The following is a 12,476-nucleotide window of genomic DNA, read 5'->3' as shown; positions in this document are numbered from 1 at the left end:
GACGTGGGGCGTGCCGAGCCGCCCGCCACCGCGGTCATCCGGCGGTGACCGCGCCGCCGGAGACCTCGAGCGGCACCGGGTCGGCCGCCCAGCTGACCGGCTGCCCGAAGTCCGCGTTCGGGGACCCCAGGTCGCCCTCGACGACGAGCTCGTAGTCGCCGTCGGGCAGCGGGTCGACGCCCACCTCGGCGCCCGGTTCGTGGTCCCCGCACGGGACCGGGACGGCGGTCGCCGTCGTCGATGCCGGCTCGCCGATCGTCAGGGTCTCGGCCAGGTCCGTGAACGTCGCCGCCTCGCCGCCCTCCGCGATCACGGCGGACACCTCGTCGGTGGCGGGGTCGACGAGGACGACGAAGACGTCCGAGGCGCGCAGGTCGATGTCGGGGTACCCCGGGCCGCCGAGGGTGACCTCGACCTCCAGGCGGTCCGCCGCCGACGTGCCGAGCAGGGTCGCCTCGGCGAGGTCGACGGCGCTCGAGTCCCCCCGGGGGCGGTAGACGTCGTCGAGCGGTACCCCGCAGACCTCCGCCGCACGCTGCGTCCAGGTGACCCGGGAGGGCGCGGCGTCGCCCGTGGGGTCGCTGCCCGGCCCGCCCGTCCCGTCGAGTCCCGGGGACGTGCCGCCACCGGCGCAGCCGGCCAGGGCGAGGGCTGGGAGAAGGAGGAGCAGGGCCCCGGCGGGACGGGGCGTCCTCGGTGCGTCGGAGGTCATGCCGTCAGCCGGCCCCGGTCTCGCCGTAGTGGTTGTCCACCGGGCCCTGCGTGTCGCTCACGCTCAGCTCACCGTCCTCGACCGACAGTGGGATGTGCTCGGTGGACCAGATGCCGCTCGGGCCTGCTGCCTGGTCGGGCTCGGGCGCGAGCGCTCCGTGCAGGACGAGGTCGTACTCGCCGTCGGGCAGGCGGTCCCACGCCGCCTCGGTCGCGTCGCCGAGGTCCTCGGGGCAGGCCCAGGGCTCGATCTCGACGGTCGTCGTGACGGGCTCGGCGCCGACGTCGACGGGCGGGTCGGCGGGGACGGACTCGCTGACGGCGCCGTCGACGACGGGGTAGCCCACCCAGCGCTCGGTCTGCGCGTCCCGGATGTCGACCTCGATCGAGTCGAGCCGCTGCGTGTGCGCAGCGTCCTCGGGCCCGTGCAGCGTGAGCTCGAGCGCGAGCACGCCGTCGACGGAGCGGTCGGCCAGCATGCGGTGCTCGTAGCTCTGGAGGACCTCGGGATCCGGTCCGGACGGCGCGGTGCGTGCGGACACCTGTGCGACAGCGCCGCCGCGGTCACCGTCCTCCGCGTCGTGGTTCTCCGTCGCCTCCGAGGAGCCCGGGTCCGGGGCGCTCCCGCCGGCCAGCTCCTCCTGGGTCCGGCCGCACCCGACCCGCGCCGCGGGAGTGACCTCGACGGTGGGGGCGGCCTGCGTGGAGCCCTCCTCGTTCCCGTCGGTCGCGATCTCCTCCGTGGCGTTCGCGTCGGTGCTGGTGTCCTCCGTGCCGCTCCCGTCCGTGCCGCTCCCGTCCGTGCCGCTCCCGCAGGACGCGGTGAGGAGTGCGGTCAGGAGCACGACGGGGACGATGTGCTTGCCCGCGCCGCGCGGTCGTCCTGCCGTGGTCATCGGTGGTTCCCCCTTCATCTGTTCTCGTCACCGGCTGTCGTCGGCGTTCTCGGCGTCGTCATCGATGCCGGCTCGGCGTGCGCGGAGCGACCGCCGCGGTTCAGCCGGCGTCGCCCGCCCGCCGGGCCACGAGCGCGGCGATGCCGTCGAGGACGAGGTCGAGCCCGAACGAGAAGTCCTCGTCGATCATCCAGTCCTCGCCGCCGGTGAACACCCCGGAGCCCGCGAGCTCGGCCACGTCCGTCAGTCCGTGCTCGGGGGCCAGCACCGCGATCACCCGGCCGTAGTCCTCGACCGCGCCGATCCCGGCCTGGGCGCGCTGCTCGGCGCCCCGGCCGAGGGTGATCGTCAGCCGGGCCTCGCTGTGCGCGTAGGTGGACAGCGTGGTGATGACGTTGACCTTCTCGCCGCCGTCGAGGGGGGTGGCGCGCAGCGCGACCAGCGCGCGGTCGAACCACAGCATCGCTCGTGGACCGAGCGGCGGGCCGCTGCGCGGGATGTCGACGAGCCAGGGACGGGCGACGTAGGCGTCGCGGTTGGCCCGCGTCCATCGGCGCAGGTAGTCGCGCCAGCCGGAGCCGTCCGGATCGGGCGGGTCGTCCCAGACCGCGTCGGACATCGCCTCGAGCAGCTCGTCCTTGCCGTCGACGTAGCGGTAGAGCGACATCGTCGCGACGCCGAGCCGCCCGGCGACGGCCGCCATCGACACCGCCCCCAGGCCGTCGGCATCCGCGAGCGCGGCCGCCGCCTCGACGACCTGCGCGTGGGTGAGCCGGGGCCGCGGACCGCGCCGGGGCTCTTGGGCGAAGCCCCACCGGCGCGCCAGCGCGGGAGCGAGGGCAGCGAGGTCGTCGGCGCGCGGGTCGCCCCCCTCGGCGCTCGTCGTCATGGCCCTCCTCACGTCGACCACACCCTAGACGGGGGAGCCAGGAGTCTTTAGTGTATGGCGCACACTGTGTAAACTACGCAGAAAGTAGGTCGCATGTCGCCACCGGCCATCGAGGTCACCGACCTCGTCACGTCCTTCGGCCCCACCCGCGTCCTGGCGGGCCTCGACCTCGCCGTACCCCGCGGCGGGCTGCTCGCCCTGCTCGGCCCCAACGGCTCGGGCAAGACCACCACCGTGCGCATCCTCAGCACGCTGCTGCCCGCCGACTCCGGCACCGTGCGGGTCGACGGCCTCGACGTCGCCACCCACGGCGCGCAGGTCCGCGCCCGGATCGGGCTGACCGCCCAGCAGGCCACGGTCGACCCGCTGCTGACGGGGTTCGAGAACCTCAGGCTCTTCGCGGGTCTCACCGGCCTCGGGCGCCGCGACGCCCGCCGGCGGGCCGAGGAGCTGCTCGAACGCTTCGACCTCACCGGCGCCGCCCGGCGCACGGCCGGCACCTACTCCGGCGGGATGCGCCGTCGCCTCGACCTCGCGGCCTCGCTGGTCGCCCGGCCGAGCATCCTCTTCCTCGACGAGCCGACCACCGGCCTCGACCCGCGCAGCCGCTCCGAGCTGTGGGAGGTGGTGCGCGAGCTCGGCGACGCCGGCACGACCATCCTCCTGACGACCCAGTACCTCGAGGAGGCCGACCGCCTCGCCGACCGCGTCGCCGTCATCGACGGCGGGCGGATCGTCGCCACCGACACGGCTTCCGCGCTCAAGCGCCGGATCGGCACCGACCGGCTCTCGCTCGCCCTCGCCCCCGGCGACGTCGACCGGGCGCTCGCCGTCCTGGGTGACGGTGCGGCCGTCGTGGCCACCGGCACCGTCGAGGTCCCGCTGCACGAGACCGACCACCTCCGCCGCGCCCTCGTGGCCCTCGACGACGCGGGCATCCCGGCCGGCGACGTCGACCTGCGCCGCCCCACCCTCGACGACGTCTTCCTCACCCTGACGGGAGCCCCCGCATGACCACACTGACCACCACCACGCCGGCCGCCGCCCCACCGGTGGAGGCGGCCGCCGCGCCGCGGGGCAGCCACCTGGCCGACCTTGCCCTGCTCACCGGCCGCTCGCTGCGCCGGGAGGTCCGTCAGGTCGACGGCATCCTCATCGGGCTGCTCATGCCCGTGATGATCACCCTCGCGTTCGTGTTCGTCTTCGGCGGCGCGATCGACCTCGGCTACAGCTCCATCCGCTACGTCGACTTCGTCACCCCGGCGATCGTCATGCTCGCCGCCGGGTACGGCTCCGCCAACGTCGCGGTCAGCGTGGCCGAGGACATGTCCGGCGGCATCGTCGACCGGTTCCGCACCCTGCCGGTGGCCGCGTGGACGGTGCCCTCGAGCCACATCGTCTCCTCGGTGGTCCGCAACCTGGCCACCACCGTGGTCGCCGTCCTCACCGCGGTCCTCGTCGGCTTTCGGCCCTCGATGTCGCTGCTGGACGGCCTGCTCGTGCTTGCCCTCGTCCTGGGCTACATGCTCGCCCTGTCGGCGCTCGGCGTCGTGTGGGGGCTGCTGGTCCGCTCGGCGCAGGCGGCTGGCTCCTTCGCCTTCTTCGTGCTGTTCCTGCCCTACGCCTCCGACGCGTTCGTCCCCGCCGCCAGCATGCCGTCCGGGCTGCGGGCCTTCGCCGAGCACCAGCCGATGACGCCGATCGTCCAGGCACTGCGCGGCTGGCTCCTCGACCAGCCCGTCGGCGACGCCGGTTGGGTCGCGGCCGCCTGGCTCGCGGGCGCGACGCTCGTCGGGGTGACGGCGGCGGCGGTCCTCTTCCGGCGTCGGACCCGCACGTAGCCGGCGGTCCCGGGGGCCGTGGCGGTCCTAGTCGTCGTAGGCGTTCGGCCCGTCGTAGCCGATGCCCTCGACCCGACCGTCGACGACGGAGACGTCGGTGAGCTCCTGGCCCCAGACCGAGCTGCCCTCCTGGGTGCCCTCGCCGGACGGCTGCTCGAGGTGGCCGTAGATCGACAGCACGTAGCTGCCGTCGGCCAGCGGCCGGGCCTCGAAGGTCTCGCCGACCTCGAGGTCCTCCTCGGGGCAGGCCAGCGGCTGCAGCGTCACGGTGGTGGTGGTCCCGCCGGGGGAGGGCGAGACCGGCTCGTCGAAGGGCAGGCGGCGGGTCGGCACGTCCTCGTCGAGCACGAAGCCCACCCACTGGCGTCCGTCGTCCCCCTCGGCCAGGAAGGACACGCTCACCTCCTCGGCCACGTAGGGCTCGTCCTGCTCGGGCCCGGTCAGGGTGATGTCGACCTCGACGGCGGTGGAGGTGGCGGTGGGCGGGTCGACCACCTCGACGCCCACGTCCTCGACGACGCCGGGGTCCGGCGGGACGAGGGTGGGGAGCGAGGTGCCGGTGCCCGTGCCCGCCCGGACGGCGTGCCCGCCGTCGTCCGCGCCGGCTGCGACGGCCACTCCGCCGTCGTCCACGCCGTCACCGACGACCGCCCCGCCGTCGTCGCCCGGCGGTCCCTGCACGTAGAAGTCGGCGGTCTGGTTGGTGGGCAGCCCGCAGAGCCGCTCGAGATCGTCGGTCAGCTCCACGCTCTGGCCGTAGGGCGGCTCGAGCTCCTCGCCGGGCGTCGAGGAGCCGGGTTCCGTGGTCGGTGACTCGTCGGCGCAGGCGGCGAGCAGTGCGCCGGCGGCCAGGACCGCGGCAGCGGCGCCCAGCCGCCCGGGCACGGTGGTGGGGCGTGTGGTCATGCCTCCACCCTGCCCGACGCCACCGGCTGCACGACCCGCCGGCGACGGTCAGAACACCCCTGCCCCGCCGCCCACCGACCCACAGACCCATCACCGTGCCGCCGCGCTCCCAGCCGACTGCCCGCACACCGCCCGGACGCCGCGCACGCCGGCCGACCACGCCGGCCTCGTCGGGCCGGTCGGTGTGACGCGTGCCGCTCGTCGGTTAGGCTCCACGCATCACCGCCGGTGGTGGGGCCTGGCAGCGACGCAGCCCCACGACCAGCGCCGTCACCGCCCACAGCGGGCGGACCTCAACGTGGAGGACCCGTGCAGGAGCTGTCGACACCGTCACTCGTCATCGCCGTCGTCGTGGGAGCCATCGCCGTCGGGGCGCTCGCCTTCGCCGTCGTCCTGCGGCGGCAGGTCCTCAGGGAGGAGACGGGCACCCCGGCGATGGTCGACATCGCGCGCGCCGTCCAGGAGGGCGCCGCCGCCTACCTCGGCCGGCAGTTCCGCACCCTGGGGGTGTTCGTCGTCGTCATCACGGCCGCGCTGCTCCTGCTGCCCGGCGCGCTCGACGTGCGGATCGGCCGCTCGGTGGCCTTCCTCCTGGGCGCGGCGTTCTCCGCGGCCATCGGCTACCTGGGGATGTGGCTGGCCGTGCGCGCCAACGTGCGCGTGGCCGCCGCAGCGACCCGCGCCGCCGGCCGCGCCGAGGGCGCCCGCATCGCCTTCCGTACGGGAGGCGTCGTCGGCATGAGCGTGGTGGGTCTCGGACTGCTCGGCGCCTCGCTGACCGTCCTCGTCTTCCGCACCGACGCCCCCGTCGTCCTCGAGGGCTTCGGCTTCGGGGCCGCCCTGCTGGCGATGTTCATGCGCGTGGGCGGCGGCATCTTCACCAAGGCCGCCGACGTCGGCGCGGACCTGGTCGGCAAGGTCGAGCAGGGCATCCCCGAGGACGACCCGCGCAACGCCGCCACCATCGCCGACAACGTCGGGGACAACGTCGGCGACTGCGCCGGCATGGCCGCCGACCTGTTCGAGTCCTACGCCGTCACCCTGGTGGCCTCCCTCATCCTCGGCCGGGCCGCCATGGGCGAGCACGGCATGATCCTGCCGCTGCTGGTCACCGCCGTCGGCGCCGTCGTGGCCGTGCTCGGCGTCCTCGTCACCCGCGTGCGGGGCGCCGAGTCCGGCCTCAAGGCCATCTACCGCGGCTTCTACCTCTCGGCGGTCGCCGGCGTGGTCCTGGCCGCCGCCGTCGCCTTCGTCTACCTGCCCGGCACCTTCGCCGAGACCACCGGCACCACCGGGGCCATCACCGGCGTGCCCATCGACGACCCCCGCGTCGTCGCCTCCCTGGCCGTCCTCGTCGGCGTGGCCCTGGCCGGCGTCATCCTGTGGATCACCGGCTTCTACACCGGCACCGGCACCAGCCCCACCCAGCGCGTCGCCGCCACCTCCCGCACGGGCCCCGCGACCGTGGTGCTCGCGGGCATCGGCGTCGGCTTCGAGTCCGCCGTGTACACCGCCGGCGTCATCGCCGCCGCCATCTGCACCTGCTTCCTGCTCGCCGGCGGCTCGGTCTGGCTCGCCCTGTTCCTCGTCGCCCTGGCCGGCTGCGGCCTGCTCACCACGGTCGGCGTCATCGTCGCCATGGACACCTTCGGCCCGGTCTCCGACAACGCCCAGGGCATCGCCGAGATGTCCGGCGACGTCGACGAGGAGGGCGCCCAGATCCTCACCGACCTCGACGCCGTCGGGAACACCACCAAGGCCATCACCAAGGGCATCGCCATCGCCACCGCCGTCCTGGCGGCCACCGCCCTGTTCGGCTCCTACGCCGACGTCGTCTCCACCGCCGTCGGCGAGCTGGCCGCCGAGGGGCGCGCCCAGGCCGAGGGGATCGTCGGGGCGATGCTCAGCTACGAGATCATCAGCCCGATCACCCTGGTCGGCGTCATCCTCGGCGCCGCCACGGTCTTCCTCTTCTCCGGGCTGACGATCGACGCCGTCACCCGCTCCGCCGGCGCGATCGTGCGCGAGGTGCGCCGCCAGTTCCGCGACCTGCCCGGCATCATGACCGGGGAGCAGCGCCCCGAGTACGGCAAGGTCGTCGACATCTGCACCCGTGACTCCCTGCGCGAGCTCGCCACGCCGGGCCTCCTGGCGGCCCTCGCACCCATCGCCGTCGGCTTCGGGCTGGGCGTCGGCCCGCTCGCCGGCTTCCTCGCCGGGACGATCGCCACCGGCGTGCTCATGGCCGTCTTCCTGGCCAACTCCGGCGGCGCGTGGGACAACGCGAAGAAGATCGTCGAGGACGGCCACCACGGCGGCAAGGGCAGCGCCCAGCACTCCGCCGTCGTCATCGGCGACACCGTCGGCGACCCCTTCAAGGACACCGCCGGGCCCGCGATCAACCCGCTCATCAAGGTGATGAACCTCGTCGCGCTGCTCATCGCCCCGATGGTCGTGCAGTGGTCGGTCCCCGCCGACGCCAACCACACGCTGCGCATCGCCGTGGCGGTCGTGGCCGGCGGCGTGGCCATCGGCGCGGTCCTCCTCTCGCGCGTGCGGGCGGTGCGCGCCGAGCAGCAGGAGCTCGCCGACGCCGGGATCTCCTAGTCTCGAGGGGTGACCCAGCTACCCGAGGAGGCGCTCGCCGCCGCCTGGCGCCGCGACGGACTTACCCCCGACGGCGTGGCCGGCCTCCTCGGGCCCGTCGCCGCCTCGCTGCTCGCCACGGGGGACCGGGTCCCGGCCCTGCGGGCCGCGCGCGACGCCCGTGGGGCGCTCGGCACCTGGGTGCGGCTGCTCGTCGTCGGCGAGCCCGTCCCGGCCGACGCCTTCGCCCCCGACGACGAGCCCGACGGCGACAGCCCTGACGGAGAGGACGGTGGCGACGCGGCCGGGCCCGACGGCGAGGCGACCGGCCTCGACCTCGGCATCGTGCTCGTCGCCCTCGGCCTCGCCGAGCGCGAGGGCGACACGCTGACGCCCCTGGTCACCGTCACCCCCGTCGACGCCGGCTGGGTCCTCGCCGACCGGGCGATCCCCGGCCGCGACCCCGGCCCCGAGCACGTCGTCGTCCCCGGCCCGGCCACGCGGACGCTGGCCGACCTCGCCCTGCCCGCCGGCCCCGGGGAGGCGGTCCTCGACGTCGGTACCGGCAGCGGCTACCTCGCCCTCGCAGCCGCCACCCGGGGCGCCGAGGTGGTCGCCACCGACGTCAACCCGCGCGCGCTGGGTATGGCCCGCACCGGGGCGGAGATCAGCGGCCTCGACACCCACGTCGACCTGCGGCTCGGCTCGCTGCTCGACCCCGTCCGCGGGGAGCGCTTCGACCGGATCGTGTCCAACCCGCCGTTCGTCATCTCGCCCCGCTCCGGGGAGGACGCCCTGACGTACCGCGACGGCGGCGCGCCGGGGGACTCGCTGCTCGCCGAGCTCCTCGGCGGACTCGGCGCCCACCTGGCGCCCGGCGGCACCGCCCAGCTGCTGGCCAACTGGGAGGAACGCGAGGGCGAGGACTGGCGCGAGCGGGTCGACGGCTGGGTGGATGCGGACCTCGACCTGTGGGTCGTGCGTCGCGACGCCGTCGACCCCGCCACCTACGTCGACACCTGGCTGCGCGACGGCGGCACCCACCCCGCCCGCGACCTCGCCGCCTTCGAGTCCGCGGCCCACGCCTGGCTCGCCGACCTCGAGGCCCGCGGGGTCACCGGCATCGGCATGGGGCACGTGACCGTGCGCCGACGGGCCGAGACGGACACGGGCGGCGCCCCCTGGCGCCGGCTCGAGGAGGCGGCCGGGCCGGTCCGGCATCGCCTCGCCGGCCACGTCGCCGCCGTGCTGGGCGCCGTCGAGACGCTGCGACCCGTGCTGACCGACGAGGCCGCCCTGCGCGCGGCCCACCTCGTCGTCGCCCCCGACGTCACCGAGGTGCGCCACCACCGGCCCGGGGCGCCCGAGGCCGAGGTCATCGAGCTCGTCCAGGGCGGCGGCTACGGCCGGACCGTGCGGGCCACGACCGGCCTGGCCGCCGTCGTCGGCGCCTGCGACGGCGAGCTGGCCCTCGGCGCGCTCGTCGACGCCGTCGCGGCACTGCTCGAGACGGACCCCGCCGACCTCACCGCCGAGCTGGCCTGGTGGCTGCGCGAGCTCGTCGCCACCGGCATGCTCGTCCCCGCCGACCCACCCGAGGAGAAGAACGCATGACCACGGCCGCCCCCGAAGCCGACCGCCACTACGACCTCATCGTCATCGGTGCCGGCTCGGGGAACATGCTCCCCGGCCCGGAGTTCGACGACCGGTCGATCGCCATCGTCGAGGAGGGGAGGTTCGGCGGCACGTGCCTCAACGTCGGCTGCATCCCGACCAAGATGTACGTCTACGCCGCCGACGTCGCGCACGAGACCGCCGCCGCCGGCCGGCTCGGGCTCGACGCCCAGGTGCGCTCGGTGGACTGGCCCGGCATCGTCGACCGGGTCTTCGGGCGCCGCATCGACCCCATCGCCGCCGGCGGCGAGGAATACCGCCGGGGCCCGCGCACGCCGAACATCGACGTCTACGACCAGCACGCCGTCTTCGTCGGCGAGCGCACCCTGCGCACCGGTCAGGGCAGCGAGGAGCGGGTGATCTCCGGCGACCAGGTCGTCGTCGCGGCGGGGTCGCGGCCCTTCGTCCCCGAGGCGATCGAGGCCTCGGGCGTGACGTACCGGACGAACGAGGACATCATGCGGCTGCCCGAGCAGCCGGCCTCGATGGTCATCCTCGGCGGCGGGTACATCGCCATGGAGTTCGCCCACGTGTTCGCCGCGCTCGGCACGGCGGTGACGATCGTGTCTCGCTCACCCCTGCTGCGCCACCTCGACGCCGACCTGCGGGACCGCTTCAACACCCTCGCCGAGGAGCGGTTCGACGTGCGCGCCGGGCGGACGGTCGACGGCCTCTCGGAGTCCGACGGCACCGTCGAGCTCCGGCTCGACGACGGCACCACCGCCTCCGGCGAGGTCCTCCTCGTGGCCACCGGGCGCATGCCCAACGGCGACCGGCTCGACCTCGCCGCCGGCGGGGTGGCGGCGACGTCGGACGGCCGCGTGGCGGTCGACGAGCACGGCCGCTCCACCTCGGCGCCGGGGGTGTGGGCGCTGGGCGACGTCTCCTCGCCCTACATGCTCAAGCACGTGGCCAACGCCGAGTCCCGCACCGTCGCCCACAACCTCCTCCACCCCGACGACCTGCGGACGCTGCCGCACGAGCACGTCCCCTCGGCGATCTTCACCCACCCGCAGATCGCGACCGTGGGCCTGACCGAGGAGGACGCGCGGGCGGCCGGCCACGATGTCACGGTCAAGGTGCAGGACTACGGCGACGTTGCCTACGGGTGGGCCATGGAGGACACCACCGGCATCACCAAGCTCGTCGCCGACCGGGCCACCGGCCGGCTGCTGGGGGCGCACTACATGGGGCCGCAGGCCGCCACCCTCATCCAGCAGATGATCACCGTCATGGCCTTCGATCTCGACGTCCGCGAGGTCGCCCGCCGGCAGTACTGGATCCACCCCGCCCTGCCCGAGGTCACCGAGAACGCGCTGCTCGGGCTCGAGTTTGACTGAGGACCTGCCGCTTCAGACCTCGACCAGCTGAAGGAGCTCCTCGAGGCCGACGAGGTCAGCGTCGTTCCTCGTGACCAGCGGCAGCCCCTCGGCGACGGCAACCGAGGCGATGAGCAGGTCGGCGAATCGCGTCCGAGGCTGGCGACCTGGCGCCAGCCGTTCAGTCTCGAGGATCGAGCTCCTGAACCGCCACCTCGTCGAGGTCTGCGCGGAGTCGCTCCCGCTCGACCTCCGGCGCACCACGCATGGCTTCGAGGGCGTCACGCGCATCGATGAACCGGTCGCGCCGGAGCGGCCTCAGCTCACCGAGGACACGGCCGTGCCGAGACACCAGGAAGGACTTCTCGTCGTCGAGCGCACGCATGATCCGACCACTGTCGTTGCGCAGCTCGCGCCGACTGATCTGATCACTCATCACGAAACCGTAGCGCGCTGTGCAACGGCGATCCGGGTCGAGGAGCGGTGCGGTCGCACCGGACCTCCACATCGGGATCCGCCGTTGCCGAGCGCTGCGCACCGCGGGCGATCACGACGGTCCGATCCATCGACCGAGCACGGGCCGCGGAACACGTGGCGCCCCCGCGGGGTTGGTGCCGGCATGGTCTCCCGCATCGGCTTCCTCACCTTCGGCAACTGGCGCGACATCGGCGGCAGCGCCGTCCGCACCGCCGCCGACGCCCACCTGCAGACCATCGAGCTGGCCGAGGCCGCCGAGGAGATCGGCCTCGACGGCGCCTACCTGCGCGTCCATCACTTCGCGCCGCAGCTGGCCTCCCCGTTCCCGCTGCTGGCCGCGATCGCCGCCCGCACCTCGCGCATCGAGATGGGCACCGGGGTGATCGACATGCGCTACGAGAACCCCCTGTACATGGCCGAGGAGGCCGCCGCCACGGACCTCATTGCCGGCGGCCGCCTCCAGCTCGGCATCTCCCGCGGCTCACCCGAGCCGGCGCTCGACGGCGCCGGTGCCTTCGGGTACCGCGCGGCCGAGGGGACGACCATGGCCGACGTTGCCCGGACCAAGACCGACCTCGCGCTGCACGCGATGCGGGGCGCAGGCGTGGTGATGTCGGACCCCGCCCAGACGGGCGTGAGCCAGCCGCTCGCGGTCCAGCCGCACTCCGAGGGGCTCGACCGGCGCATCTGGTGGGGCTCGGGCTCGCGGGCCACGGCCCGCTGGACCGCCAAGCAGGGCCTCAACCTCATGTCCTCCACCTTGCTCACCGAGGACACGGGCGTGCCCTTCGACGAGCTGCAGGCCGAGCAGATCCAGGTCTTCCGCGATGCCTGGGCCGAGGCCGGCTGGGAGTGGGACCCGCGCGTCTCGGTCTCCCGGTCCGTGGTCCCCGTCGTCTCCGACCTCGACCGCCGCTACTTCGGCTCGCGCGCCGAGGAGGCCGAGGACCAGGTCGGCCTGCTCGAGGGCGTGCGCTCCCGGTTCGGGCGCAGCTACACCGGCGAGCCGGACGTCGTCGCGGCCGGGCTCGCCGCCGACGCCGCCGTGCAGGCCGCCGACACCCTGCTCGTCACGGTCCCCAACATGCTCGGCGTCGACTACAACGCCGCCCTGCTGGAGAACCTCGCCCGCCACGTGGCCCCCGCTATCGGCTGGAGGCCGCCCGGCGAGCGGTGA

The 12,476-nt window shown here is 74.5% G+C and carries 11 protein-coding genes; 6 read left to right on the top strand and 5 right to left on the bottom strand.

From position 1 onward, the window contains the following. Positions 1-34: 34 nt before the first annotated feature. The 3 genes from AC3D3D_RS07435 to AC3D3D_RS07425 form a co-directional block, all read right to left on the bottom strand. Positions 35-712: a hypothetical protein gene (locus AC3D3D_RS07435; protein WP_463662737.1), complete on the bottom strand. Its 678-nt coding sequence runs from the start codon at positions 710-712 to the stop codon at positions 35-37. A gap of 4 nt (positions 713-716) precedes the next feature. After that, positions 717-1,607 (bottom strand): hypothetical protein, encoded by an 891-nt coding sequence (locus tag AC3D3D_RS07430; protein ID WP_463662738.1) that lies wholly within the window; start codon positions 1,605-1,607, stop codon positions 717-719. A 100-nt stretch (positions 1,608-1,707) separates the two neighbouring features. Beyond that, complete coding sequence (locus tag AC3D3D_RS07425) at positions 1,708-2,496, bottom strand: TetR/AcrR family transcriptional regulator C-terminal domain-containing protein (RefSeq protein ID WP_463662739.1); 789 nt, start codon at positions 2,494-2,496, stop codon at positions 1,708-1,710. Positions 2,497-2,589: 93 nt separating this feature from the next. Here AC3D3D_RS07425 and AC3D3D_RS07420 point away from each other — a divergent pair, with 93 nt between their 5' ends. Both AC3D3D_RS07420 and AC3D3D_RS07415 read left to right on the top strand, forming a co-directional pair. Then, positions 2,590-3,510, top strand: a complete 921-nt coding sequence (locus tag AC3D3D_RS07420; RefSeq protein ID WP_463662740.1) for an ATP-binding cassette domain-containing protein — start codon at positions 2,590-2,592, stop codon at positions 3,508-3,510. Then, positions 3,507-4,337, top strand: coding sequence for an ABC transporter permease (locus AC3D3D_RS07415; protein ID WP_463662741.1), 831 nt, complete (start codon positions 3,507-3,509; stop codon positions 4,335-4,337). The genes AC3D3D_RS07420 and AC3D3D_RS07415 overlap by 4 nt, the downstream gene beginning before the upstream one ends. Before the next feature lie 27 nt (positions 4,338-4,364). Here AC3D3D_RS07415 and AC3D3D_RS07410 read toward each other — a convergent pair whose 3' ends face one another. After that, positions 4,365-5,243 (bottom strand): hypothetical protein, encoded by an 879-nt coding sequence (locus tag AC3D3D_RS07410; RefSeq protein WP_463662742.1) that lies wholly within the window; start codon positions 5,241-5,243, stop codon positions 4,365-4,367. 309 nt (positions 5,244-5,552) lie between these two features. Here AC3D3D_RS07410 and AC3D3D_RS07405 point away from each other — a divergent pair, with 309 nt between their 5' ends. From AC3D3D_RS07405 to mtr, 3 genes are read left to right on the top strand one after another with little or no spacing between them, the layout of a single operon-like run. Then, a complete protein-coding gene (locus AC3D3D_RS07405) occupies positions 5,553-7,850 on the top strand; it encodes a sodium-translocating pyrophosphatase (RefSeq protein WP_463662743.1) in 2,298 nt (765 codons plus the stop codon). 9 nt (positions 7,851-7,859) lie between these two features. Next, entirely contained in the window at positions 7,860-9,443 is a 1,584-nt protein-coding gene (locus AC3D3D_RS07400) for a methyltransferase (RefSeq protein WP_463662744.1), read from the top strand. Next, positions 9,440-10,843 (top strand): mycothione reductase, encoded by a 1,404-nt coding sequence (gene mtr / locus AC3D3D_RS07395; RefSeq protein ID WP_463662745.1) that lies wholly within the window; start codon positions 9,440-9,442, stop codon positions 10,841-10,843. The genes AC3D3D_RS07400 and mtr overlap by 4 nt, the downstream gene beginning before the upstream one ends. Before the next feature lie 160 nt (positions 10,844-11,003). Here mtr and AC3D3D_RS07390 read toward each other — a convergent pair whose 3' ends face one another. Continuing rightward, positions 11,004-11,258, bottom strand: a complete 255-nt coding sequence (locus AC3D3D_RS07390) for a hypothetical protein (RefSeq protein ID WP_463662746.1) — start codon at positions 11,256-11,258, stop codon at positions 11,004-11,006. Positions 11,259-11,441: 183 nt separating this feature from the next. Here AC3D3D_RS07390 and AC3D3D_RS07385 point away from each other — a divergent pair, with 183 nt between their 5' ends. Further along, a complete protein-coding gene (locus AC3D3D_RS07385; RefSeq protein ID WP_463662747.1) occupies positions 11,442-12,476 on the top strand; it encodes an LLM class flavin-dependent oxidoreductase in 1,035 nt (344 codons plus the stop codon).

This window comes from Georgenia sp. X1117 (assembly GCF_057784635.1).
The sequence above is the reverse complement of the archived record's forward strand: the minus strand, read 5'-3'. Positions and strand labels throughout refer to the sequence as shown.